This window comes from Rhodanobacter sp. GW835-FHT13D09, assembly GCF_058793995.1.
In genome coordinates this window covers 42,244-65,442 of record NZ_JBXAGL010000003.1, presented here as the reverse complement: position 1 = coordinate 65,442, position 23,199 = coordinate 42,244, and the positions used below count along the sequence as shown (strand labels likewise).

22 protein-coding genes are annotated in these 23,199 nt (G+C 67.2%); 6 read left to right on the top strand and 16 right to left on the bottom strand.

The window, feature by feature from the left end; genetic code table 11:
• Positions 1–134: 134 nt before the first annotated feature.
• From AC1Q5A_RS05765 to AC1Q5A_RS05735, 7 genes are all read right to left on the bottom strand, one after another.
• Complete coding sequence (locus AC1Q5A_RS05765) at positions 135–1,472, bottom strand: acetylglutamate kinase (RefSeq protein ID WP_492699191.1); 1,338 nt, start codon at positions 1,470–1,472, stop codon at positions 135–137.
• A gap of 16 nt (positions 1,473–1,488) precedes the next feature.
• On the bottom strand, positions 1,489–2,622 hold the full coding sequence (locus tag AC1Q5A_RS05760; protein ID WP_492699190.1) for an acetylornithine deacetylase: 1,134 nt from the start codon (positions 2,620–2,622) through the stop codon (positions 1,489–1,491).
• Positions 2,619–3,812, bottom strand: a complete 1,194-nt coding sequence (locus AC1Q5A_RS05755) for an argininosuccinate synthase (RefSeq protein ID WP_492699189.1) — start codon at positions 3,810–3,812, stop codon at positions 2,619–2,621. Before AC1Q5A_RS05755 ends, AC1Q5A_RS05760 begins: the two co-directional genes overlap by 4 nt.
• 28 nt (positions 3,813–3,840) lie before the next feature.
• Positions 3,841–4,314: an OsmC family protein gene (locus AC1Q5A_RS05750; RefSeq protein WP_492699187.1), complete on the bottom strand. Its 474-nt coding sequence runs from the start codon at positions 4,312–4,314 to the stop codon at positions 3,841–3,843.
• Positions 4,311–4,934, bottom strand: coding sequence for an FMN-binding negative transcriptional regulator (locus AC1Q5A_RS05745; protein WP_492699185.1), 624 nt, complete (start codon positions 4,932–4,934; stop codon positions 4,311–4,313). The genes AC1Q5A_RS05750 and AC1Q5A_RS05745 overlap by 4 nt, the downstream gene beginning before the upstream one ends.
• Before the next feature lie 6 nt (positions 4,935–4,940).
• Positions 4,941–5,948, bottom strand: coding sequence for an N-acetylornithine carbamoyltransferase (locus AC1Q5A_RS05740; RefSeq protein ID WP_492699183.1), 1,008 nt, complete (start codon positions 5,946–5,948; stop codon positions 4,941–4,943).
• A gap of 368 nt (positions 5,949–6,316) precedes the next feature.
• A complete protein-coding gene (locus AC1Q5A_RS05735; RefSeq protein ID WP_492699181.1) occupies positions 6,317–6,844 on the bottom strand; it encodes a glycine zipper 2TM domain-containing protein in 528 nt (175 codons plus the stop codon).
• A gap of 194 nt (positions 6,845–7,038) precedes the next feature.
• Between AC1Q5A_RS05735 and cysS the strand changes: the two genes are divergently transcribed.
• From cysS to AC1Q5A_RS05720, 3 genes are all read left to right on the top strand, one after another.
• Positions 7,039–8,409, top strand: a complete 1,371-nt coding sequence (gene cysS / locus AC1Q5A_RS05730) for a cysteine--tRNA ligase (RefSeq protein ID WP_492699179.1) — start codon at positions 7,039–7,041, stop codon at positions 8,407–8,409.
• 75 nt (positions 8,410–8,484) lie between these two features.
• Positions 8,485–8,922, top strand: a complete 438-nt coding sequence (locus tag AC1Q5A_RS05725) for a SufE family protein (protein WP_492699178.1) — start codon at positions 8,485–8,487, stop codon at positions 8,920–8,922.
• A 337-nt stretch (positions 8,923–9,259) separates the two neighbouring features.
• Positions 9,260–11,359 carry a TonB-dependent receptor gene (locus tag AC1Q5A_RS05720; RefSeq protein WP_492699176.1) on the top strand — a complete coding sequence of 700 codons (2,100 nt, stop codon included), beginning with the start codon at positions 9,260–9,262 and terminating at the stop codon, positions 11,357–11,359.
• Positions 11,360–11,716: 357 nt separating this feature from the next.
• Here AC1Q5A_RS05720 and dksA read toward each other — a convergent pair whose 3' ends face one another.
• Positions 11,717–12,886, bottom strand: coding sequence for an RNA polymerase-binding protein DksA (gene dksA / locus AC1Q5A_RS05715; protein WP_492699174.1), 1,170 nt, complete (start codon positions 12,884–12,886; stop codon positions 11,717–11,719).
• A gap of 145 nt (positions 12,887–13,031) precedes the next feature.
• Between dksA and yidD the strand changes: the two genes are divergently transcribed.
• Positions 13,032–13,274, top strand: coding sequence for a membrane protein insertion efficiency factor YidD (gene yidD / locus AC1Q5A_RS05710; RefSeq protein ID WP_492699172.1), 243 nt, complete (start codon positions 13,032–13,034; stop codon positions 13,272–13,274).
• A 184-nt stretch (positions 13,275–13,458) separates the two neighbouring features.
• On the opposite strand, the gene folE2 is transcribed toward yidD, so the two are convergent.
• From folE2 to efp, 7 genes are all read right to left on the bottom strand, one after another.
• Complete coding sequence (folE2, locus tag AC1Q5A_RS05705; protein WP_492699169.1) at positions 13,459–14,406, bottom strand: GTP cyclohydrolase FolE2; 948 nt, start codon at positions 14,404–14,406, stop codon at positions 13,459–13,461.
• 109 nt (positions 14,407–14,515) lie between these two features.
• A complete protein-coding gene (locus tag AC1Q5A_RS05700; protein WP_492699167.1) occupies positions 14,516–15,370 on the bottom strand; it encodes an isoprenoid biosynthesis enzyme family protein in 855 nt (284 codons plus the stop codon).
• Positions 15,367–16,047 carry a phosphoglycolate phosphatase gene (gene gph / locus AC1Q5A_RS05695; protein ID WP_492699165.1) on the bottom strand — a complete coding sequence of 227 codons (681 nt, stop codon included), beginning with the start codon at positions 16,045–16,047 and terminating at the stop codon, positions 15,367–15,369. The genes AC1Q5A_RS05700 and gph overlap by 4 nt, the downstream gene beginning before the upstream one ends.
• Positions 16,044–16,772 carry a bifunctional 2-polyprenyl-6-hydroxyphenol methylase/3-demethylubiquinol 3-O-methyltransferase UbiG gene (ubiG, locus tag AC1Q5A_RS05690; protein WP_492699164.1) on the bottom strand — a complete coding sequence of 243 codons (729 nt, stop codon included), beginning with the start codon at positions 16,770–16,772 and terminating at the stop codon, positions 16,044–16,046. The genes gph and ubiG overlap by 4 nt, the downstream gene beginning before the upstream one ends.
• Positions 16,773–16,864: 92 nt before the next feature.
• Positions 16,865–17,119, bottom strand: coding sequence for a YciI family protein (locus AC1Q5A_RS05685; RefSeq protein ID WP_492699162.1), 255 nt, complete (start codon positions 17,117–17,119; stop codon positions 16,865–16,867).
• 13 nt (positions 17,120–17,132) lie between these two features.
• Positions 17,133–18,464 carry a TRZ/ATZ family hydrolase gene (locus AC1Q5A_RS05680; RefSeq protein ID WP_492699160.1) on the bottom strand — a complete coding sequence of 444 codons (1,332 nt, stop codon included), beginning with the start codon at positions 18,462–18,464 and terminating at the stop codon, positions 17,133–17,135.
• Between the two features lie 231 nt (positions 18,465–18,695).
• Entirely contained in the window at positions 18,696–19,262 is a 567-nt protein-coding gene (gene efp, locus AC1Q5A_RS05675; protein WP_492699158.1) for an elongation factor P, read from the bottom strand.
• 118 nt (positions 19,263–19,380) lie between these two features.
• Between efp and epmB the strand changes: the two genes are divergently transcribed.
• The gene (gene epmB / locus AC1Q5A_RS05670) at positions 19,381–20,397 is read left to right on the top strand and encodes an EF-P beta-lysylation protein EpmB (protein ID WP_492699157.1); all 1,017 of its coding nucleotides are present in this window, start codon (positions 19,381–19,383) and stop codon (positions 20,395–20,397) included.
• Between the two features lie 134 nt (positions 20,398–20,531).
• Positions 20,532–22,574, top strand: a complete 2,043-nt coding sequence (locus AC1Q5A_RS05665) for an EAL domain-containing response regulator (RefSeq protein ID WP_492699155.1) — start codon at positions 20,532–20,534, stop codon at positions 22,572–22,574.
• A 186-nt stretch (positions 22,575–22,760) separates the two neighbouring features.
• Here AC1Q5A_RS05665 and rplS read toward each other — a convergent pair whose 3' ends face one another.
• Positions 22,761–23,165 carry a 50S ribosomal protein L19 gene (gene rplS, locus AC1Q5A_RS05660; protein ID WP_492699154.1) on the bottom strand — a complete coding sequence of 135 codons (405 nt, stop codon included), beginning with the start codon at positions 23,163–23,165 and terminating at the stop codon, positions 22,761–22,763.
• Positions 23,166–23,199 lie beyond the last annotated feature (34 nt).

Here is a 23,199-nt window from a genome sequence, read left to right as displayed (position 1 = left end):
TGCGATGCCATTTTCTCCTCCCCCTGCACCGCAGGGGGAGGTCGGGAGGGGGTAGGCTTTTGATCTTCCATCGAGATCAAGAGCGGCCCCACCCCAGCCCTCCCCTGCTTTGCAGGGGAGGGAGGTTGTACCGCTCAATCCACCAGCGTCGGCTGGCGTTGCGCGCAATGCGCCACGCAGCCGGCGATGGTGTCGAAATTGCCGTCCAGGCCGTACCAGAACACCTTCCAGCGCGACTGCTTGAGGCAGCCGTCGGACTCGGCGTAGTAGAAGATGTTGACCTGGTTATGGTGACGCGAGCGCCAGAATAGCTGCGGGTTTTCCTCGCGCATCACCTGCCACACCGCACGGCCCAGGCCTTCGCCCTGCGCGTCGTCGAGCACGGCGAACTTGTCCAGGTACGGCAGGCCCTGCCTGTTGCCGACATCTTCCATAGTGAGGATCATCGCGGCGCGATAGTTCTCGCTGGCGTAGATGCGGAACGGCCGCGTGCGCTCGAAATAATCCGGCACCAGGGTGCGGCCGAAGCTGGACTCGATCAGCCCGCGCATGCGCTCGCGGTCCACGCCTTCCCAGGAGTCGAAGCGCAGCACCTTCTCGCCACGCCGCACCAGGGTGCCCGAACCCTTGTGGGTGAAGAGTTCCTTGGCCAGCTCGGACGGCCGGGTGATCGACACCGACGAGGTCAGCGGCAGGTCGGCCAGCAGGTCGGCGATCTGCTCGATCTTCAGCCGCATGCCGCCGTTGATCCACGGCTGCTCCATCAGGTGCTCGAACTCGGTACTGAGGTTGATCGAGTCGATCACCTTGCCCTGGCCATCGAGCAGGCCACCGGTGCCGGTGAGGAACACGATCTTGTACGGTTGCAGCGCGCGCACCAGTTCGTTCGCTGCGACGTCGGCATTGACGTTGAGGATCTGCCCCTCGTCGGTCTCGCCAAGGCTGGCGATCACCGGGATCGAATTCGCGCGCAGGCTGGCCTCGATCGGCGCCAGATTGATGCTCTCCACCTTGCCGACCAGTCCCAGGGTCTCGCGGTCGAGGTAGCTGGCCATGAACACGCCCGACGGTACCGCGGTGGCGCGGGTATCCATCGACTGCAGCGCCTCCACCAGCTTCAGGTTCTGCTGCATGAACACGCGCCGCACGATGCCCAGCGATTTCGGCGAGGTCACGCGCAGGCCGCCCACCGTCTGCTTCACGATGCCGGCGGCGGCCAGCTCCTCGTCGAGCTGCGGGCCGGCGCCGTGCAGCACGATCGGGGTCAGCCCCACCTGCTGCAGGAAGGTCAGCGACGAGGCCAGGTCGGCCAGCTCGTCGCGCAGCACGGCACCGCCAACCTTCACCACGGCGAAGCGCTTGGCGTCCACCTCGGAAAAGCGCTTCAGGTACTGCTGGATTTCCTTCGCGCTGCCCATGCTGGAGAGCAGGCGCACGATGGTCTTGCGGGTGTTGTGCTTAGCCGTGTCCATTGTCTGTTCCTTGCGCTCATCCATGATCGCGGGGGTCAAAAACCGGCCGTCCCTGGCCGGACTTCTCAACGATTCGATAAACCGTTTGCGCATAGTGTTCGAGTTGATCCAGCGCGACCCACTCGTCGGCGCTGTGCGCCTGGGCGATGTCGCCGGGGCCGTAGACGAAGGCGGTGTAGCCGGCGGCGGAGAACAGCGCTGCCTCGGTCCAGAAGTCCACCGCGTTGCCGACCGGGATGCACAGCTCGTCGGCGAGGTCGCGCGCGGCCAGCCGGTTAGCCTCGGCGTTGGCGGTATCGCCGGCCGGCAGCGAGGCGCCACGAAAAGTCTCGGCGAACTCCACCGGCTGCGGTTCCACCAGATTGCGGAAACGGATCAGCAGGTGATCCGGATTCATCGTGGGCAACGCGCGAAAGCCGAAGCGCACTTCCGCCGTGGGCGCGATCATGTTCGCCTTGATGCCGCCTTCGATGCGGCCGATGTTGAAACGCAGACCGGTGAGCCCGCCGAAACGTTCGTGCGACTGCGCCACCGCGAAATCCAGCGCGGCGTTGCCCCAGCGCACGGCCTGGTGCAGCGCGCTGTCGCTGGGCTGCTGCTCGCCCGAAGCATGCCCGGCGCGCCCGGCAAAACGCATCTGCACCGACTGGATGCCGCGATGCGCCAGCACCGCCTCGCCCCTGGTGGGCTCGGCCACGATCACCGCCTCATAGGACTTCGGCTCACGCAGGAAGCCGGCGATGCAGCGCGCATCGTTGGCTTCCTCGTCGGTCGTGAACAGCAGCGCCAGCGGGCCGTCGCTGGCCTTCACCACCGCCAGCAGCGCGGCCGCCGCGCCCTTGATGTCGCAGGCACCGAGGCCGATCGCGCGATCGTCGCTGATCCGCAGCGTGTGCGGATCGGCCGTCCAGGCCGGCGAATCGGGCACCGTGTCCAGATGCACGTTGAACAGGTACTTCGGTTCGCCGCGCACGGCGTGCAGCGCCACCGCGCCGGCGCCGAAATCGGTCACCGTCACCGTGAAACCCGGCAACTGCGCGCGCAGGTAGTCGAAGATGCCGCTGGCGTCGATCGCACGCGGCGGATTGCGCGTGTCGAAACCGACCAGCGCCCCCAGGTGCTCCAGCGTGGCATCAAGCAGGGCGCTCATCCGCGATTGACCTCGGCCCACAGCGTGCTGCTCATGCCGAACAGCTTGATGAAGCCTTCGGCTTCCTCGACGCCCCAGTCGGCCGACTGCGCGTAGGTGGCGCCCTTGGCGTTGAGGATGTGCTTCGACTCCACCGCCACCGCGCCGACACTGCCGCCGTTCGTCTGCAGCGTCACTTCGCCATTGACCGTGGACTGGCTGGATGCCAGAAACGCTTCCAGGTCGCTCTTCAGCGGATCGTGGAAGAAGCCCTCGTAGACCAGCTCCACCCACTTGCGCGCCACCTCCGGCTTGAAGCGGTTCTGCTGCTTGCTGAGCACCGCCTCTTCCAGCGCGCGATGCGCGGCGAGCAGCGCGGTGAGGCCCGGCGCCTCGAAGATGATGCGGCCCTTCAGGCCGATGGTAGTGTCGCCGGTGTAGAGGCCGCGGCCCACGCCATAGGCGGCGAACAGGCCGTTCAACTTCGCCAGCATCGTGTGTCCGGCGATCTTTTCTCCGTCCAGCGTCACCGCCTCGCCGTTGACGAAGCCGATCTTCACCTGCAGCGGTTTGGACGGCCATTCGGCGCGCGGCTTGCACCAGCCCACCGCGCCGGCACCGGGCGCCTGCCACTTGTCGATCTCGCCGCCGGACATGGTCAGGCCGAGCAGGTTCTCGTTGATGGTGTAGGCCTGCTGCTTGGCGCGCACCCCGAAGCCGCGCTCTTCCAGGAACTTCTGTTCGTAGGCGCGCGTCTGCGTGTGTTCCTTCTGGATCTCGCGGATCGGCGCCACGATCTGGTAGTCGCCCAGCGCCTTCACCGCCAGGTCGAAACGCACCTGGTCGTTGCCCATGCCGGTGCAGCCGTGCGCGATCGCCTTCGTGCCCAGTTCGGCGGCGCGCTTCAGCGCGGCTTCGACGATCAGGTAACGGTCGGACACCAGCAGCGGGTACTGGCCCTGGTAGCCCTCGCCCGCCCACACGAACGGCTTGACAAAACCGTTCCAGATCGCCGGGCCGCCGTCCACGGTGATGTGGCTGGCCACGCCCAGTTCCTTCGCGCGGCTCTCGATGAAGGTGCGCTCCTCGGCATCGACACCGCCGGTATCGGCGAACACGGTATGCACGGCCCAGCCGCGTTCCTGCAGGTAAGGCACGCAGAAACTGGTGTCGAGGCCGCCGGAGAAGGCGAGGACGATGTCTTTGCTCATGGCTTGCAGATCCTGAAAAGAAAAACGGTCAGATGGATGCGACGACGATGCGCGGCTCGCAGCGCACCGGGAAATTCACGGAGTTGGCGATGAAGCAGGCATGGTGGGCGGTTTCGTGCGCCGCCTCGGCCTTGGCCGGATCGCTGGCGACGCTGATCGTCACCACCGGGTGCAGCACCACTTCGGCGAAGCGGCCGCCGTCGCCTTCGGTGACCATCGTGCCTTCGGCGGCGTCCACATACGCGGTCACCACCACGCCGGCCACGGTGGCCATGTGCAGGTAGGACAACATGTGGCAGGTCGACAGCGCGGTCACCAGCATGTCCTCGGGGTTGTGCCTGGTGGCATCGCCGCGGAACGTCGGATCGGACGAGCCGGCCAGCTCGGCTTTCCCCGCGATGCGGATCAGATGGTCGCGGCTGTAGTTGCGATAGCCGTCCGTGCCCGTGCCGAGGTTGCCGGTCCACTCCACGTCGACGCGATAGTGATGCTGATGGTTCACGGTTCCGACTCCTGCTGGCTGGACATCATTGCAGCAAGTTCCGCGTCGCCATCGCCGTCGCGCTCGCGCAGGCCGGCGATCACGCCGGCACGATTGCGCGCGGGATGGTTCTGGCTCAGCTTGAACTTGCCTTCGATGCGCTCGATCGCGACTTCGAGGCCGACGATCGCGCGCAGGGACTTTTCGATATGGTCGTCCGGTGCGTCCGTGATCTTCCACGGCTGCGGCTGGCCGGCCTCATGGTGATCGGTCAGGGTTTCCAGCAGGCGACGCAGCCAGGCCGCGTCGTCGACCACCCGCAGGCGCCCGTGCACGTGCACCACGGCGTAATTCCAGGTCGGCACCTCACGTCCGGTCTCGTGCTTGCTCGGGTACCAGTTCGGGCTGATGTAGCCGTCCGGCCCCCGGAACACCAGCAGCACCTCGGCACCATCCAGCTGCGCCAGTTCGTTGCCGCGAGCGACATGGCCGTGCAGCACTTCGCCGACCAGCTCGAACGGCAGGTGGTTCGCGCCCAGCCCGTTCGCCGTGCGGGTCACCACGGTCGCGAACGGATACGCACGGATCAGTCCGTGCAGGATTTCCAGGCGGCTTTCCGCAAAATGCTTCGGCGTATACACGAGCGCTCAGCCCTGGCCGATCAGCGACGCCATCACCGCCTTCTGCACGTGCAGGCGGTTTTCGGCCTCGTCGATGGCGATGCAGTACGGCGCGTCCATCACTGCGTCGGTGGCCTTGACGTTGCGGCGCAGCGGCAGGCAGTGGCTGAACAGGCCGCGGTGGGTCAGCGCCATCTTCGCCTCGTCCACGATGAAATGCCTGCTAGCTTCGCGCACGGGCTTCTCCTGCTCCCACTTGCCGAAGAACGGCAGCGCGCCCCAGCTCTTGGCGTAGACCACGTCGGCGCCCGCGTAGGCTTCCTTGATATCGTGGCTGACCTTCAGCGAGCCGCCGTTTTCCTTCGCGTTCTGGTAGCCGAACTGCATGTAGCGCTCGTCCAGCACGTAGTCCGGCGTGGGGCACAGCAGGGTCACGTCCATGCCCATCTTCGTCGCGATCAGCAGCGCGGAGTTCGCCACCGCGGTGTTCAGCGGCTTCGGGTGATAGGTCCAGGTGAGCACGTATTTCTTCTTCGTCAGGTCGCCCAGGTGTTCCTTCAGCGCCAGCGCATGGGCCAGCTCCTGGCAGGGGTGGGTGATCGTCTCCATGTTGATCACCGGCACCGTGGCGTACTGCGCGAAGGCCTTGATCACCTTGTCCTGGCGATCCACCGCCCAGTCCTGGAACTTCGGGAACGCGCGCACCGCGATCAGGTCGACGTAGCGGCTGAGCACGCGCGCCACCTCGGCGATGTGCTCCTCGGTGTCGCCGTCCATCACGCTGCCTGCCTCGAACTCGATCGGCCACGCGTCCTTGCCCGGCGACAGCACGATGGCGTGGCCGCCGAGATGGAACGCGCCCAGCTCGAAGCTGGTGCGGGTGCGCATCGAGGGGTTGAAGAACATCAAGGCGACGGATTTGCCGGCCAGCTGCTGACCGCGCGGCGAACGCTTGAACGCGGCGGCCTGCTCCAGCAGGGCGTCGATCTCGCCGCGACTGTAATCCTGGGTGGTCAAGAAATGCCGAATGCTCATGAAGTCAGGCCCTGCTTTTCTTTTGTGAGTCCGGCATGGATGGCCGGGGTATGGTGGATGGACCCGCGCCTGGCCGAATGGCCTGGTTTTGCGGGCGGGTCCGTGCCAAATGCGTCAACAAAAAACCCGGCACGGAGGCCGGGTTTATCGTCGATGCACGTGAAACGCGCGCGACTGCCTACCCGGCCGAATACCCGCCCAGCGGTCGGCGCGCACGCGACGTCATGCCAGCGGCCGCGCGGGCGCTGGTGAGTACGGTGGCGGTATAGACGGCTGTGGACATTGCGGAACCCAGGTGACTGGCGCCCATGATGGCGGCAATTTCGCTGCCTTGCAACAAAAAAATCAACCTGCGGGAACCGGGCCGATCAGTCGGCCGGCTCGACCTGCACGCGCACGCGCAGGCGCTCGCCGGGGTCGTAGTTCAGGCGCGAGGTGTAGACCTCACCGCGGTAGCGGTATTCCACGTCGTAGCCGACGATCCGGCGCTGCTCGCTGACCGAGCTGACCTGGCGGCACTGGGTCTGGCTGCTCTCGTAGTCACGGCCCTGGCTGGACACCCGGTTGCCGACCGCACCACCGGCGACGGCACCGACGACGGTGGCAGCCTTGCGCCCATCGCCCTTGCCCACGGTGTTGCCCAGCACCCCGCCGATCACGGCACCAAGCACCGTACCGGCCGTGCTGTTGCCGCCCTCGTGGCGCACCACTGGCTGCTCGTAGCACTCCTGCCGCGGCACTTCGGTGCGGGTGACTGCCTGGACCGGATCGGCCCGCAGCACATCGGCCCAGCCGTAATGGGCATTGTCGTCGGCGTTGGCGTAACGCCCATCCTGTGCATGGACGCCGGACGCCATCAGGGCGAGGGCCAATGCGGGAAGCCACAGCTTGGTCATTGCGACCTCCAGTTTCGGAACAACGGCGCGCATCTGCGCGTGGACTGGCAGCATTCCAGCAAATTCACGCTGAATACACCCTTAGAATCCGCCTTGGCGGGGCTTGCGCGACCCGGCTGCTTACACCTTGTTAAGATGCCGGGCTGGCCGCGCCCTGCCATCGCCCGGCGCACCCCATGCTGCGGATCCCACCGATGCCGATTTCGCTCTACAACAGCCTCACCCGCCGCACCGAACCGTTCGCCCCGCTCGACCCGGCGCGCCTGACGATCTACCTGTGCGGCCCCACCGTCTACAACTACGTGCATATCGGCAATGCGCGCGGGCCGGTGGTGTTCGACGTGCTGGTGCGGCTGCTGCGGCGGCATTACCCGCAGGTGGCGTACGCACGCAACATCACCGACGTCGACGACAAGATCAATGCCGCCGCGCAGCAGCAGGGCGTGCCGATCGGCACGATCACCGAACGCTTCGCGCAGGCGTACCGCGAGGACATGGCCGGGCTCGGCGTGGCCCCGCCGGACATCGAGCCGCTTGCCACCACCCACATCGGCCCGATCGTCGCGATGATCGAGAGCCTGCTCGACAGCGGCCACGCCTACGCCGCCGAAGGCCACGTGCTGTTCGACGTCGGCTCGTTCCCGGCCTATGGCGAGCTGTCCGGCCGCGACACCGACGAGCTGATCGCCGGCTCGCGCGTCGACGTGGCGCCGTACAAGCGCAGCCCCGGCGACTTCGTGCTGTGGAAACCGTCCACGCCGGAGCTGCCCGGCTGGGACAGCCCGTGGGGCCGCGGTCGCCCCGGCTGGCACATCGAGTGCTCGGCGATGAGCGCGGCGCACCTGGGCGAGACCATCGACATCCACGCCGGCGGCATCGACCTGCTGTTTCCGCATCACGAGAACGAGATCGCCCAATCCACCTGCGCGCACGGCGGCAAGACCTTCGCTCGCTGGTGGATGCACAACGGCATGCTCACCTTCGACGGCCGCAAGATGTCCAAGTCGCTGGGCAACGTGCTGCTGCTGCACGAGCTGCTCAAGCAGCATCCGCCCGAGGCGCTGCGCCTGCGCCTGCTGAGCGGTCACTACCGGCAGCCGCTGGACTGGTCGGAGGCGGCTATTGCGCAGGCGACCAGCACGCTGGACGGCTGGTACCGCGTGCTGCGCGACCTGGCCGCGGTCGAGCTGCCGGCTGGCGAACTGCCGGTGCCGGAACGCATCGAGGCGGCCCTGTGCGACGACCTCAACACGCCGCAGGCACTGGCCGAGCTGTCCGTGCTGGCCGATGCGGCACGCCAGTCCGGCGGCGCCGAGGCGAAAGCCGCCCTGCTCGGCGGCGGCGCCCTGCTCGGCCTCCTGCAGCAGGATCCGCAGGCGTGGTTCCGGCGCGGCGAGAACACGGTGGATGCGGCACGCATCGAGGACCTGCTGCAACAGCGCCAGGCCGCCCGCGCCGCCCGCGACTTCGCACGCGCCGATGCGATCCGCGACGAACTGGCCGCCATGCACGTCGTCATCGAGGACAGCGCCCAGGGCACGCGCTGGAGCATCGCCAAGGCCTGACTCCCTCCGCAACGCACCCTGTACGGGCGACGACGGCATTTCGCTTGTCGCCGGCACCCGCGCGATAATGTGCGCATGAACGCCATCGCCACCACCAGCGCCGAACAGGCGCAGCAAGAGATCGCCGAGGAATTCGCTTTCCTTGGCGACTGGACCGAGCGCTACCAGTACCTGATCGATCTCGGCCGGCAACTGCCGCCATTCCCGGAAGAACGCAAGACCGAGGCCTACCGCGTCCACGGTTGCCAGTCGATGGTCTGGCTGGTGCCGAGCGGCGATGCCGCACGCATGCACTTCGAGGCGGCCAGCGATTCGGCGATCGTGTCCGGCCTGATCGCCCTGGTGCTGCGCGTCTACTCCGGCCGCCCGGCGGCGGAAATCCTCGCCACCGAACCCGCTTTCATCGCGACCATCGGCCTGGCCAAGCATCTCTCGCCGACGCGTTCGAACGGCCTGGCGGCGATGCTGGCGAAGCTCAAGGGCTATGCCGCCGCGGCGACGGACAAGAGCTGAGGCCGAAACCACCCGGCCATCCTCCGCTTCCCTCCGCGTTCCTTGCCCAGCAAGTCCGGCGCCGCTCGGCCCTCCAACAGCCGGGTCCCGAAGTCCAATCCCTGCCCAAGAAAAACCGCATGGACTTTCGACGGGTGTTGACGCTCGTCCTGAAAATGAGAATAATTCGCAATATCTTGCCGACCGCTCCCGGCCGGTAACGATGCAAGCGATCCACCCGTTCGCCGAGGCCTGAGCCAGCCAGCGCCACGCCGGCCCGGCGCCATCTCCCATTGTGTACTCATCGCGTCCCCGCGAGGGATGCGTGCGGCCCGCATTCCAGCCTCCGGGGTCACCCATGCGTTTGCTGCCTCTTTCCATTGCCTTGCTGACTGCCCTGGGCGCGCCTCGGGCTTTTGCCGACGAAGCTTCCGCTGACCAGGCCAAGCTGCTGCCCGGCGTCAACGTGCAGGCCACGCGTCCCGATGACTACCGCACGCCGGACGCCATCAGCGCCACCAAGATCGATGCCGCCCTGCGCGACGTGCCGCAGACCGTGAACGTGGTGCCGGCCAGCGTGCTGCGGGACCAGCATGCGACGTCGATCCAGGACGCCCTGAAGAACGTGCCCGGCGTCGGCTTCTCGACCGGCGACGGTCAGCGCGACCAGGTCTCCATCCGCGGTTTCACCGCCATCGCGGATCAATTCGTCGACGGCATCCGCGACGACGCGCTGTATTTCCGCGACCTGTCGAACATCGAGCGCATCGAGGTGCTCAAGGGACCGGCTTCGGTGCTGTATGGACGAGGTTCGTCCGGCGGCCTGATCAATCGCGTCACCCGGCAACCCGGTGTCGACGGCGGCCAGGTCACCCTCAGCTACGGCAGCTGGGCCGATCGGCGCGGCGAACTGGACGTCGGCCGGCGCTTCGGCGATGCCGGCAGCGCCTGGCGCCTCACCGGCGCCATGGAAGACGCCAACGGCTATCGCGACCCGCAGTTCCTCAAGCGCCGCACCGTGGCGCCGTCGGTGCTGCTGCATCCCGGGGCCAATACCACGCTGCTGCTGCAGGCCGATTATCTGGAGGATCGCCGCGTCACCGATTTCGGCATTCCGGCCTATCGAGGCCGCCCGGTCGATGTGCCGGTGGGAACCTACTACGGCGCCGCCAACGCGCGCGACGTCGATACCAGTAAGTCGACGGTGACCTCGACCACCGCGACGCTGACGCATGCCTTCAGCGAGGGCCTGACCTTGCGCAATGCCTCGCGCTGGTACGACTACACGCTCGACCGCAACAACACGCTGCCGGGCAGCGTCAACGAGAAGGCGCGGACCGTTTCGCTCAACCGTTCCAACGTGTACCGGCACGAGCACGGCTGGTTCAACCAGACCGAGCTCAATCAGCGCCTGAGCGGCGATACGGTCAGCCATGACCTGCTCTACGGCCTGGAGCTTGGACGGCAGGACAAGTCCCTGCTCAATCGCAGCGCCAGCGGCGTGGCCGTCGTCGACCTGTTCCATCCCGTGTTGCCGGTACTGCCATTGCGGGTGGCCCGCGCCCCTGCCGCCGACAACCTCGGCATCTTCGACACGGCAGCCGCCTATCTGCAGGACATGGTGAGCCTGGGTTCGCAGTGGAAGGCCCTGCTTGGTTTGCGCTACGACCGCTTCCGACAGGAAACGGAAAACCGCCTGCCGGGTCAGCGGGACCTTGCCCGCACCGACAAGGCGCTGAGTCCTCGCGCGGGCGTGGTATGGCAGCCGTCCGCCACGCAGGCTTACTACGTTTCCTGGAGTCGTTCGTTCCAGCCATCGGGTGAGGCATTTGCGCTGGCGGCGAACAATGCGGACATCGCCCCCGAGCGTACGCACAACACCGAAGTCGGGGCCAAATACGACCTGCTGGGGGGGCGCGCCACGTTCAACGCCGCGGCGTTCGAACTGGAGCGTACGGGCATCAAGGCCACCGACCCCGTCACCCAGAAGGTGCTGCCGATCGGCGCACAACGGACACGCGGCGTCGAGCTCAGCGCCGCCGCGGACCTGGCGGACGGCTGGCGCCTGATTGCCGGCTACGCCTGGCTGGATGCGCGCATCATCCATTCCGTCGCCATGGATGCCGGTCGTCCGATCCAGGGCAAGCGTGCCACCCTCACGCCCCGGAACAGCGGCAACCTGTGGGTCACCCGCGCGTTCGCGGAGCACTGGCAACTGGGCGGAGGCCTGAACCTGGTCGGTGCGCGGCAGGCCAATCCCGGCAACACGGTGACCCTGCCGGGCTACGTGACCGCCGATCTCATGGCGCAATACCGCACCGGACCGATCGCGCTGCAACTCAACCTGACCAACGTGTTCGACACGCGGTACATCGTGTCGGGTCACGGCAGCAGCCCGAACCTCAATATGCCGGGCGCACCGCGTGCCGCGAACCTGACATTGCGCTACCAGTTCTAGCGTCATCCGCTTCGAACAGGGCCGGCCATCCGCAAAGGGAGCGGCGCGCACCTCCACACGTCGCGTCCCCGGAGCATCGTGCAGGCGCTTGCTCCGTCGCCCTGCGTTCCGCCTGCCGGTTCAGGGCATGCAGACCACACCGGAATTGATGCGGTCCTTTTGCGGTTGTCCTGATACTTCCGCGGCAATCCAGCTGCACGCCATCCGCAACAGGCGAAGATCGAACCTCGCGACTCCTCGTGACAGGCATGCAGCAAAACAAAACCCCCGAGATCCGGCTCGGGGGTTTTGGCGATCCCGGGGGATCGGCATGGGCGGATCGAACGAACCCCCGGTTCAGGCAAGGGTTGGCGGCAATCAGTCGCCCATCTGCTTCTGCAGGTGCTCGCGACGCTCCTGCGCATCCAGCGACAGCGTGGCGATCGGGCGTGCATCGAGGCGGTCGATGCCGATTTCCTCATCGGTCTCCTCGCAGAAGCCGTAGCTGCCTTCCTCGATCCGGCGCAGCGCCTTGTCGATCTTGGAGATCAGCTTGCGGTAGCGGTCGCGGGTGCGCAGCTCCAGCGAGTTCTCGGTCTCGCGGGTGGCACGCTCGGCTTCGTCGCCGACGTCGCGCACTTCCTCGCGCAGGTTGTCCATGGTCTGGCGCGACTCTTCCACCAGCTGATCGCGCCATTCGCGCAGCTTGTTGCGGAAGTAGGCCAGGTGCATCGGGTTCATGTACTCCTCGGCGGACGAGGGGTGGTATCCCTTGGGCAGGTTGATGATGCTGGTGGACGGCAGCGCATACCGGCCATCTTCGCGGGTAATGCCGTTGTCGAGTTTCTTCGCAGCGGATTTATTCATTGAGGACGACGAATTTTTCGGGCTTTTGTGGGAAGAGGCATGACCCGCGGCGGCCGAGGCTGCATGCGGTGTCACCATGGCGGTTGCACTCGCCACCTTGCCCTTGAACAGGGTGCTGGCGGGTGCCGGGGATACGTTCTTGACGGCTGCCACCGGCGCCGGCTTGGCTGCCGCCTCGACCGGCTTGACCGCCGGCTTGATAGGGGCAACCGCTTTCCTGGCAACGGGTTTGGCTGCCGGCTTCGCTACCGGTTTTTTGGCTGCGCTGCCCTTGGGTTTGCTGTTCTTGGCAACGGCCTTGTTGACCACCACCTTCCTGGCGACAACCTTCTTCGGCGCGGGCTTCTTCGCAGCGACCTTCTTGACCGCCACTTTCTTCACCGGGGCCTTCTTCACGGCTGGCTTCTTCACGACCGGCTTTTTCGCCGGAGCAGCCTTCTTCGCCGGCGACCTGGCGACGGTCTTGCCGGCCATCGGCTTCCTGGCCGCCACCTTCTTCGCCACCGCCTTGCCGGCTGGTTTCGCTGCGCTGCGGCTGACCTTGGCGGAAGCCTTGCTGGCACTCACCGCCCGCCCCTTGACTGCCGCTTTCGCCATGCCGGCCCTGGCATTACGCGCCTTGGTCGAAGCCTTGCCCTTCTGCGCCTTGGCAGCGGTCGAACTACGCGTCGTTTTCGCCATATCCCTTCACCGTTTTTGGCCGTGGCGGCCGGGTGTTATAGCCCATGTGTCCTACACCGGCAAGCTTGCTTCTGGAATACTTGTACCACTACCCGTCGCTGGCCGCTCCGGCACCGTGAATGTCCTGACCCGATTGATACTGTGGATGCTGCGTTTGTACAAGCGCTGGCTCAGTCCCCTGCTCGGTCCACGCTGCCGCTTCCACCCCAACTGCTCCGATTATGCACGGATTGCAGTCACCCGCTTCGGCCCGTGGCGCGGCAGCCTGCTGGCCGGCTGGCGAGTGCTGCGCTGCCAGCCATTGTGCGATGGTGGCGAGGACCCGGTGCCCGACCACTTCCATTTCCCCCGCTGCCGTCACCCGGCAGATACCACCGACACCGGGTGACCGGCGGATCGAGCCGAGCCGATCGCGCCCCGCACTTGCTGGAAGAAAAATCGCAGAAGTACGGTACAGCCGGCTGCTGCTCCAGCACGTGCTGCCGCGCTCGCGGGCGGCCACTCACGCCATTCCCGTCGCGTTTTCGCGAAATCAAAAACCGGCGGGCCGTGCCCGCGTTACGAGGCGGTTGTCACGGCGTGGAGCCGTAACCGCCCTCCACGCCCTTGCTCGCATAGGCCACCGCATCGTGCGGGTGCAGGCTTTCCTGGTGCTCGACGCGGATGTGGAAGTCGCTCAGCGCGGCGTCGGCATCGAGCGCCTTCTGGATGCGCCGGGCGGCGTCCTCGCAGAACATCAGGTTGCCGCCGTTGGCCAGCGCGAAAGCCTGTTCGTCCTCGCGCTTCACCGCGGTCTGCACCGGCGTACCAAGCGCGTGCTCGACGCGGTCGACCAGGCCAATCAGGTGGAAACCGGCGCCGGACGCCAGGCGGATGCGCAGGCGCGCCACGCTGCGCTGGGCATGCGGGGTGGCGACGATGCCCTTCTCGCTGCCGAGCCAGGCCAGCACCGCGGCATGGTCAAGCGGCTGGCCGGCATCGAAATCGCTGGCGAACTGGTCCTGGATCAGCTGGCGCGACAGCGCCGCCGAGGCCGGACAGGTGGAGGAATAGACCACCTCGGTGCCGAACTCGAGCAGGAATTCGTCGCCAGTGAGGCTGGCCTCGATGCATACCGGATAGGCGCGCCAGCCGCTGTTGGCGCTCTTCAGCGCGGGGCGCCGCACCAGCTGCTCGAAATGGATGCTGAGGCAGGCGCGGTCGGACAGGTCCCGGTGCGAATCGAGGAAGCCGCGCAGCAGCGCATGCAGCATCTGTGCATTCAGCGCCTGCGTGCTCAGCGCCTGTTCGACCTGCAGGTACAGACGCGACATGTGGATGCCGCGCTTGTCCGGCCGGCTCAGGTTGACGAAGGCGCCGACCCGGGCGCTGGAACGCTGCACCTGGCCATCGCCGGCGTCGAACAGCACCGGCACCTGGATCTCGGCCATGCCGACCCAGTCCAGCGCGCCGGCAAGATGCGGCTGCGCATGCACGGCAACGTCGGGCAGCAGGCGGGCGGTGTTTTCCTGGTTCGGCATGACGGGAATCCTGGCATCGGCGAACGCATCGCCGTGAAGCGGACAATCTTGGGGCAGGCAGGCTGCTGCGCAATAGTGGCGTGGTGGAAACGCTGCGTCCCGGCTCGTTTTACGCCAGGTAGCGACGCCATGCACGCGCCGCCTGCCACGCCCGCAGCGGGGTGGCCAGCCCGGTACGCGAGTGGCCGGCCTGCAATACCGCCAGCGCATCGCCGGCATGCGCCGCACGCTGCGCGAGCCGGCTGGCGTGGCGCGATTCCAGCGCGCGAAACACGCTGAGCGGCCCGGCCAGCGTGGCCGACTCGTTCCAACTGGCCAGCAGGTCGTCCAGCTGCGCCTTGACCGCCTGTTGCCGCGCTGCGCCGGGACTGCGCAATTGCGCGCGGTTCAGGCCATGCCGGGCCAGTCGCGCCATCGGCAGCGGCAGGCGGTCGCGTTCGGCATCCTGTTCCAGCCGCAGCAGGGCATACAGCAGATGGTTCAGCACGGCGACGCGCGATGCCTGCGCCGGCGACGCGTCGGCGCCGTACCACCAGGCGGTTTCCAGCGCCGCCAGCGCACCGTGCAATGGCCTTGCCGCCTCCAGCTGCGCGGCAAAATCCGCGGCGGTGCCCTGCTCCAGCTGCGCCATCGCGGCGAGCACCGGCGCCAGCCACAGCTGGCTGGCGACGGCGTGCGCCCGCTCCTCGTCGAACAGCACCTGGGTCAGCGGATGGCGACCGCCGCTGGCCGGCGCCCCGGCCAGTTCCTCGGCCCACCAGTTGAGCTTGGCGGCGGCCACCTGCGGCTCGCGGATGCCATAGGCGGCGCCGAGCAGTTCCTGTTCCAGCGCGGCCAGCGCGATGTGGCCGGGGTAACGCCGGCCATCGACGAAGGCCAGCGCCACGCGCTGCTGCGGCTGCACCGCCAGCCACTTGTCGATGAAGCCCTGCAGCACCGCGTTCTGTTCGACCAGCTCGATCATGCCGCTACCGGTTGCAATTGCAGCAGTTCGGCCAGTTCGGCCGGATGGTCCAGCACCTTGTCGGCACCCCAGCCACGGGGATCGCCGCCATCGAGATAGCCCCAGCTCACCGCCACCGTGTACAGGCCGGCAGCCGCCCCGGCCTGCACGTCGCGGCGGTCGTCGCCGACGAACAGGCTGTGCGCGGGCGCCACGCCGGCCCGTTCGCAGGCCAGCAGCACCGGCGCCGGATCGGGCTTCTTCACCGCCAGGGTATCGCCGCAGACCACGGCGCCGGCGCGCGCGGCCCAGCCGATGCGGGCAACCAGTTCGTCGGTGAGGAAACCCGCCTTGTTGGTGACGATGCCCCAGCGCAGACCGTGCGCCTCGATGCGCACCAGCAGCTCGTCGATGCCGTCGAACGCGCGCGTCTGCTGCGCCATCACGTCCCGGTACAGCTGCAGGTAACGCGGCACCAGCGCCTCCAGCGCCGGCTCGCCACGCGCGGCGAATGCGCAGCGCAGCACCGCGCGCGCGCCGCGCGACACCACCTCACGCACCGGCGCATAGGGCGGCGGCGGCACGTCCTCTTCCGCGCACTGCGCCACCAAGGCGGCATACAGGTCGGGAGCGCTGTCGAGCAAGGTGCCGTCCAGGTCGAACAGCACGCCCTGGATGTTTTGGGGCAAGGGCTTCATGCCGGCTTGCGACCGTAGGAAGTCCCCGTGGGACGTGCGCTGAGCACGTAGTTGACCGCAGTGATCGAACTCAGCCAGGCCTTGCGGCTGAGCGGGTTGTAGCCCAGCCCGGAAACGTCCTCCAGCTCCAGCCCGGCATGGCGCAGCAGGCGCCCCAGCTCGGACGGCTTCAGGAACTGCGCGTAGTGATGGGTGCCGCGCGGCAGCAGGCGCATCACGTATTCCGCGCCCAGAATCGCCGCGCCGAACGCGGCCGGCGTGCGGTTGAGGGTGGACATGAACAGCCGCCCGCCCGGCTTCAGCATCGCGGCCAGGTCGTTCACCAGCGCTTCCGGGTCGGGGACGTGCTCGACCAGCTCCATGCAGCACACCGCATCGAAACCTTCCGGCTCGGTCGCCGCCAACTCGGCGGAGGACTGCACGCGGTAGTCGACACTGAGGCCGGATTCATGCAGGTGCAGCTTCGCGACGTCGATCACCTTGTCACCCAGGTCGATGCCGGTGACCTTCGCGCCGGCACGCGCCAGCGCCTCGCTGAGCAGGCCGCCGCCGCAACCGACGTCGGCGACCTTCGCCCCGCGCAGGTCGACGCGCGCGGCGACATAGGCGGCGCGCACCGGATTGAGGTCGTGCAATGGGCGCGACTCGCCGTCGGGATCCCACCAGCGCGCCGCCAGGCTGTCGAAGCGGGCGATCTCGGCGGGGCTGACGTTGGCGGTGGTCATGTTCGAGTCCACGGTGAGCTCATGAGTTTATTGGAAAGTGCGGCCATGGATGACTGCCTCTTGACTCGCGCGCTGATGGAAGAGCGCAAAGATCAAACCACCTGCCACTCGTACACCGTGATATCCCAACCGCCGCTGACGTGGGCCGGGTCGTTGTATACGAGCGCGGTCGCCTCGGCCAGGTCGACCGCGTGAAGCAGGTAGGCGCCGCCGGACCTGTCGCTGAAGCCGCCGGACAGTTCCACCCTGCCTTCTGCGCGCAAGCCCTCCAGAAATGCCCGGTGCAGCGGCACCACCGCCGGGTCGAGGTGCGGCCGGCGGATCAGCAGGACCAGGTAACGGTTCATCGAAGGCTCCGCTTCAGGCCGAGGCGATGCGTTCGCGCCAGGCACGCGTCCGCTCCAGGATTGCAACGGTGTCCATGCCGACCAGCTCGCGCGCGGCCAGCTTGCGCCTGCCGGCGATCCACACGTCGCTGACCTGGTGGCGGCCGGTGGCATAGACCAGCTGCGAGATGACGTGGAACAGCGGCTGGGTTTCCAGGTCGCTCAATCGCACGGCGGCGAAGTCCGCCTGCTTGCCCAGCTCGATCGAGCCGATCCTCGCCTCCAGCCCGATCGCCTTCGCGCCGTTGAGCGTGGCCGCGCGCAGCGCGAACGCCGCGTCGAACGCGGCGGCGTCGCCGGCCACGGCCTTGGCCAGCAGCGCGGCGGTGCGCATCTCGCCGAACATGTCCAGGTCGTTGTTGGAGGCGCAGCCATCGGTGCCGATCGCCACGTTGACGCCGGCGGCACGCAGCTTTTCCGCCGGGCAGAAACCGGAGGCCAGCTTGAGGTTGGATTCCGGGCAATGCACCACCGATACGCCGGCGGCGGCGCAGGCGGCGATCTCGCCCTCAGTCAGCTGGGTCATGTGCACGGCGATCAGGCGGTCATTGACCAGGCCCAGTTTCTGCAGCCGCTGGAACGGGCGCAGCCCGCTCCTGGCCTTCTCGTCCTCGACCTCGTGCGCGGTCTCGTGCGTGTGCAGGTGCACCGGGATGTCGAGCTGGTCGGACAGCACGCGGATCCGCTCGAAGCTCCCGTCCGACACCGTATACGGCGCATGCGGCGCGAACGCGGTGCTGATCAGGTGGTCGCCGCGGAAGCTGTCGTGCACCTCGCCGGCACGTTCGAAGTATTCGTCCTGGCTCTTCGCCCACGCGGTGGGGAACTCGATCACCGGCAGCCCGACCACCGCGCGGAAACCCAGCTTGCGATAGGTGGCGCCGATCACGTCGGGGAAGAAATAGTTCTCGTTGGCGCAAGTGGTGCCGCCGCGCAGCATCTCGGCCACCGCCAGCTCGACGCCGTCGCGCACGAACTCGGTGCCCATCACCTTCGCCTCGGCCGGCCAGATGTGCTGCTGCAGCCACACCATCAGCGGCAGGTCGTCGGCGAGGCCGCGCAGCAGGGTCATCGGGTTGTGCGTGTGGCTGTTGACCAGGCCGGGGATCAGCGCGTGCTCGCCCAGTTCGACGCGCTCGCGCGGTGCGTAGGCGGCACGCGCCCCGGCGATCGGCAGCAGCGCCACGATGCGCTCGTCCCGCACCACCACCGCGTGGTTCTCCAGCACCACCGCGTGCGGCTCGACCGGCACCACCCAGCGGGCTTCGATCATCAGGTCGACTGGCTGTGGGGCGGCGTGGCTCATCGCTCACTCACTCTGCAAGGAATGGATACGAGATGGGGCGGCCCGCCTTGCGGCGCCCGCCCCAGAATATCGTCATCTCGGCATCGCCATTCCGGCGAAGGTCGGAATCCAGGGCTTTCGTGCAGCCGTGTGAAGGGTTTTGCGTGCTGCGCACGAGTGCTTCACTGGATCCCGGCCTTCGCCGGGATGACGAACCGGCAAAGGCGCGGGCACAGCCCGCGCGCCGGTTCGTCACTTGACGCGGCTGACGTACTCGCCGGTGCGGGTGTCCACCTTGATCACCTCGTCGGTGCCCACGAACAGCGGCACGCGCACCACCGCACCGGTCTCCAGTGTGGCCGGCTTGCCGCCGCCGCCGGAGGTGTCGCCGCGTACGCCCGGGTCGGTCTCGGTGATCTTCAGCTCGACGAAGTTCGGCGCCTGCACCGCGATGATCTCGCCGTTGAACAGCGTGACCACGCACTCCTCCTCGCCCTTCAGCCACTTCGCTGCGTCGCCGACGCCGGCCTTGCCGGCCTGGTGCTGCTCGAACGATTCCTGGTGCATGAAGTGCCAGAACTCGCCGTCGGAGTACAGGTACTGCATGTCGGTGTCGGTGACGTCCGCCACCTCGAACGAATCGCTGGACTTCATCGTCTGCTCGGTGGTGCGTCCGTTCTTCAGGTTGCGGATGAAGATGCGGGTGAACGCCTGGCCCTTGCCGGGCTTGATGAAGTCGGCTTCGGTGATGATCCACGGATCGTTGTTGTGAAGGATCTTCATACCCTTCTTGACGTCGTTGAGACCGGCGGTGGCCATGCAGTGAGCTCCGAGATATGAATTTCAATGTTCAAGGGCCCGAAAACGGGCCCCTGCGCCGCTGCCGGCGGCTAAAATAGCTGGTTTGACGGGCCGGCCGGCCCAGACAAGGCCACACATGATAACCGCAAGCCCCGCCGCACGCATTACGCCGGACGCCCCGGCCGCCGACTGGCGCCAGCTGTGGCGCGAGGCTGTCACCGATGCCGGCGAACTGCTGGACCTGCTCGGGCTGCAGCATCTCGCTGGCCAGCTGCCGCCGGCGGACGCCGGTTTCCAGCTGCGCGTGCCGCGCGGCTTCGTGGCCCGCATGCGCCACGGCGATCCGCGCGATCCTCTGCTGCTGCAGGTGTTGCCGCAACTGGTCGAGCTGGATGAGGTGCCCGGTTTCGTCACCGATGCGGTCGGCGACATGGCGGCGCGCGAGGCGCGCGGCGTGCTTCACAAGTACCACGGGCGCGCGCTGCTGATCGCCAGCGGCAGCTGTGCGATCAACTGCCGCTACTGCTTCCGCCGGCACTTCCCGTACGGCGAGGAGATGGCCGCCGCCGGCCAGTGGCGGCAGGCGCTGGAATACCTGCGGCAGGACCACTCTGTCAGCGAGCTGATCCTGTCCGGCGGCGACCCGCTGGCGCTGGCCACCGCCAAACTGGAGGAACTGGGCCGTGGCTTGACCGGGTTACCCCACGTCACCCGCCTGCGCATCCACAGCCGCCTGCCGGTGGTACTGCCCGAGCGGATCGACGACGCCTTCGTCGCCTGGCTGGCCAGCCTGCCGCTGCAGAAGGTGGTGGTGCTGCACGCAAACCATGCCAACGAGCTGGACGCCAGCGTCGATGCCGCCTGCGCACGCCTGCGCGCGGCCGGTGCCACCGTACTCAACCAGTCCGTGCTGTTGCGCGGGGTCAATGACGACGCCGACGTGCTGGCCGCGCTTTCCGAACGATTGTTCGCCGCCGGCGTGCTGCCGTACTACCTGCACCAGCTCGATCGCGTGCAGGGCGCCGCGCATTTCGAGGTCGCCGACGGCCACGCCCTGGCATTGATGGAGGCGCTGCGCGCGCGGCTGCCCGGGTATCTGGTGCCCCGGCTGGTGCGCGAAGTGGGCGGCGACGCCTCCAAGCGCCCGCTGTGAACCGGACAGCGATCACCGTTGCGCGGTTTTTTGCTGGCGACTGGTAGCGGAATCCGCTACAAACAACAGGTCGCGGCTGACCGACGAAACCGCCCTGCACCGCTCGCGATGATCAACGGACAGCATCACGCCCCATGAAAAAAGACTACGTCATCAAGATCCTCTTCATCGAGAGCTCGCTGGAAGAGGCGGAGCAGATCATCAGCCTGCTGCGCAATACCGGCATTGCCGTGCGGCCGGCCCGCGCCACCAAGGTCGAACAGATACAGGCCGCGGTGAACGAGCTGGAACCCGACGTGGTGATGTTCGACCCGGCAATCACCAGCATCAGCCTCGAAGATGCGGTCAAAGTGCTCGATGCCTACGGTCGCGACTACGCGCTGGTGGGCCTGGTCAACAACATCGACAACCAGATCGTGGCGGATCTGTTCGTGCACGGCGCCCGCGGCGTCGCCTCGCGCAGCCAGCCGAAGCAGCTGATCGCGGTACTGCAGCGCGAGTTCGAGTCGCTGCAGACGCGCCGCCAGGTACGTCGGCTGGAAACCGCCCTGCGCGAATCGGAGCGCCGCTGCGACGCGCTGCTGGATTCCTCCACCGACGCGATCGCCTACGTGCATGAGGGCATGCACGTGCGCGCCAACCATGCCTACCTGCAGACGTTCGGCTACGACGATTTCGACGACGTGCTCGGCTTGCCGGTGCTGGACATGATCGACTCGGCCAGTGCGGAGGAGTTCAAGACGCTGCTCAAGAGCCACGCCCGACAGGAAAAGCTGCCCTCCCAGCTCACCCTGCATGCGCGCCGCGCCGACGGCAGCCAGTTCGACGCCTCGGTGGAGTTCGCGCAGGCCACGTTCGAGGGCGAGCCCTGCCTGCAGATCGTGTTCCGTCGCCAGCTGGTCGACCCGGGCATGCTCGAACGGCTGCAGCGTGACCAGGTCACCGGGCTGTTCAACCGCGCCCGCATGCTGGAATGCGTCGACGACGCCGTGACCGCCGCCGCCAAGGGCAAGAAGGGCCAGTCGCTGCTGCTGGTCGAGCCGGACAACTGGGCCGCGCTGGTGGGCGGCATCGGCCTGGGCAAGGCCGACGGACTGCTGGCCGGCTTCGCCGACCGCATCCGCATGCTGCTGAGCGCCGATGACGTCGCCGGCATGCTCGCCGAGCATACGCTGGGCGTGATCCTGGATTCACGCACCGACGAGGCGATCAAGGAATGGATCACCCGCCTGCAACACAGCATCAGCAGCGAGATCTTCGATGCAGGCTCGCGTTCGATCACGGTCACCGCCAGCGTCGGTGGCAGCCTGCTGGGCGAGAAGAACGCGAACACCGAGCTGCTGCTCAACCAGGCCAGCCAGGCGCTGCGTACGGCGCAAAGCCTGGGCGGCAGCCAGGTCGAACTGCACGACCCGGCCGCACGCGAAAAGGCCGACGAGGAACGCGAGCGCTACTGGCTGGACCTGCTGCGCAAGGCGCTCACCGGGGAAGGCATGGTGCTCTACCACCAGCAGACCATCAGCCTGCAAGACGCCGAAGGCGACTATTCCGAGCTCCTGATGCGCCTGAACGGCCCCCAGGGCGAAGTGCTGCCGGGCTTCTTCATGCCGATCGCCGAGAAGCACGGCCTCACCGGTGCGATCGACCGCTGGGTGCTCAACCAGGCCATCACGGCGCTGCAGGCGCGCGAGGGCCAGGGTCAGCAGACCACTTTCTTCATCAAGCTCACCGCCGCCTCGCTGCAGGACAACCAGTTGCTGGCGTGGCTGGGCGAGCGGCTCAGGCAAGCCCGGCTGAAGCGCGGCCAGCTGGTGCTGGAAATGACCGAGAGCAAGGTGATGACGCTCTTGCGCCCGGCGCAGGAGTTCGTCAACGGCTGGAAGAAGCTCGGTGGCCGCTTCGCGCTGGAGCAGTTCGGCTCGGGCCTCAACTCGTTCCAGCTGCTCAACCACGTCGACGCTGACTACCTGAAGATCGACCGCAGCTACATGGCCGACCTGCCGCAACACCCGGAGAGCCAGAAAAAGATCGCCGAAATCTGCCGGCAGGCGCGCGAACTGAAGCGCCTGACCATCGCCGAGTGGGTCGAGGATGCCACCAGCACCTCGCTGCTGTTCGCCTGCGGCGTGGATTTCGTGCAGGGCAACTTCCTGCAGCAGCCGCAGCGGCTGAAGTGACGACGCGGCATTCGGCACCCGGAATCAAAGCATTGCACAGCATGTAGGACGGGCACTGCCCGCCAACTCCTGCCCCGCGTCGTGATGGGGAGCGGCGGGCAGTGCCCGTCCTACAAAAATTCCACACAGCAAAAACCCCCGCGAATCGCTCCACGGGGGTTTCGTGCAACCCTGCTGGCGCGTGGATTACTCGGCAGCAGCAGCTGCAGCGGCGGCCTTGGCGCTCGCCTTGGCGGCAGCGGCGGCGGCGATGTCTTCCTTGATGCGCGCGGCCTTGCCTTCCAGGTTGCGCAGGTAGTACAGCTTGGCGCCGCGCACCTTGCCCTTGCGCTTCACTTCCACCGAGTCGATGGCCGGGCTGTGCGCCTGGAACACGCGCTCCACGCCGGTGCCGTGCGAGATCTTGCGCACGGTGAAGGCCGAGTGCAGGCCGCGGCTGCGCCTGGCGATGACGATGCCCTCGAACGCCTGCACGCGCTCGCGGTTGCCTTCCTTCACCTTGACGTTGACCACCACGGTGTCGCCGGGGCCGAATTCCGGCAGCTGGCGGGTGATCTGCTCGGATTCGAACTGTTCAATGATCTTGTTCATGGCGCACCTGTCGGTTCACGTTTGCGATATCAAT

Excerpts from the sequence above, each read along its gene's own strand:
- AC1Q5A_RS05720 (WP_492699176.1), top strand. The coding sequence starts at position 9,260 with ATGCGTTTGCTGCCTCTTTCCATTGCCTTGCTGACTGCCCTGGGCGCG.
- AC1Q5A_RS05755 (WP_492699189.1), bottom strand. The coding sequence starts at position 3,812 with ATGAGCAAAGACATCGTCCTCGCCTTCTCCGGCGGCCTCGACACCAGT.
- dksA (WP_492699174.1), bottom strand. The coding sequence starts at position 12,886 with ATGGCGAAAACGACGCGTAGTTCGACCGCTGCCAAGGCGCAGAAGGGC.
- folE2 (WP_492699169.1), bottom strand. The coding sequence starts at position 14,406 with ATGCCGAACCAGGAAAACACCGCCCGCCTGCTGCCCGACGTTGCCGTG.
- AC1Q5A_RS05680 (WP_492699160.1), bottom strand. The coding sequence starts at position 18,464 with ATGAGCCACGCCGCCCCACAGCCAGTCGACCTGATGATCGAAGCCCGC.
- ubiG (WP_492699164.1), bottom strand. The coding sequence starts at position 16,772 with ATGACCACCGCCAACGTCAGCCCCGCCGAGATCGCCCGCTTCGACAGC.
- AC1Q5A_RS05700 (WP_492699167.1), bottom strand. The coding sequence starts at position 15,370 with ATGATCGAGCTGGTCGAACAGAACGCGGTGCTGCAGGGCTTCATCGAC.
- AC1Q5A_RS05725 (WP_492699178.1), top strand. The coding sequence starts at position 8,485 with ATGAACGCCATCGCCACCACCAGCGCCGAACAGGCGCAGCAAGAGATC.
- epmB (WP_492699157.1), top strand. The coding sequence starts at position 19,381 with ATGATAACCGCAAGCCCCGCCGCACGCATTACGCCGGACGCCCCGGCC.
- AC1Q5A_RS05765 (WP_492699191.1), bottom strand. The coding sequence starts at position 1,472 with ATGGACACGGCTAAGCACAACACCCGCAAGACCATCGTGCGCCTGCTC.
- AC1Q5A_RS05665 (WP_492699155.1), top strand. The coding sequence starts at position 20,532 with ATGAAAAAAGACTACGTCATCAAGATCCTCTTCATCGAGAGCTCGCTG.
- AC1Q5A_RS05735 (WP_492699181.1), bottom strand. The coding sequence starts at position 6,844 with ATGACCAAGCTGTGGCTTCCCGCATTGGCCCTCGCCCTGATGGCGTCC.
- rplS (WP_492699154.1), bottom strand. The coding sequence starts at position 23,165 with ATGAACAAGATCATTGAACAGTTCGAATCCGAGCAGATCACCCGCCAG.
- cysS (WP_492699179.1), top strand. The coding sequence starts at position 7,039 with ATGCCGATTTCGCTCTACAACAGCCTCACCCGCCGCACCGAACCGTTC.
- efp (WP_492699158.1), bottom strand. The coding sequence starts at position 19,262 with ATGGCCACCGCCGGTCTCAACGACGTCAAGAAGGGTATGAAGATCCTT.
- AC1Q5A_RS05740 (WP_492699183.1), bottom strand. The coding sequence starts at position 5,948 with ATGAGCATTCGGCATTTCTTGACCACCCAGGATTACAGTCGCGGCGAG.
- gph (WP_492699165.1), bottom strand. The coding sequence starts at position 16,047 with ATGAAGCCCTTGCCCCAAAACATCCAGGGCGTGCTGTTCGACCTGGAC.
- AC1Q5A_RS05760 (WP_492699190.1), bottom strand. The coding sequence starts at position 2,622 with ATGAGCGCCCTGCTTGATGCCACGCTGGAGCACCTGGGGGCGCTGGTC.
- AC1Q5A_RS05685 (WP_492699162.1), bottom strand. The coding sequence starts at position 17,119 with ATGAACCGTTACCTGGTCCTGCTGATCCGCCGGCCGCACCTCGACCCG.
- yidD (WP_492699172.1), top strand. The coding sequence starts at position 13,032 with ATGCTGCGTTTGTACAAGCGCTGGCTCAGTCCCCTGCTCGGTCCACGC.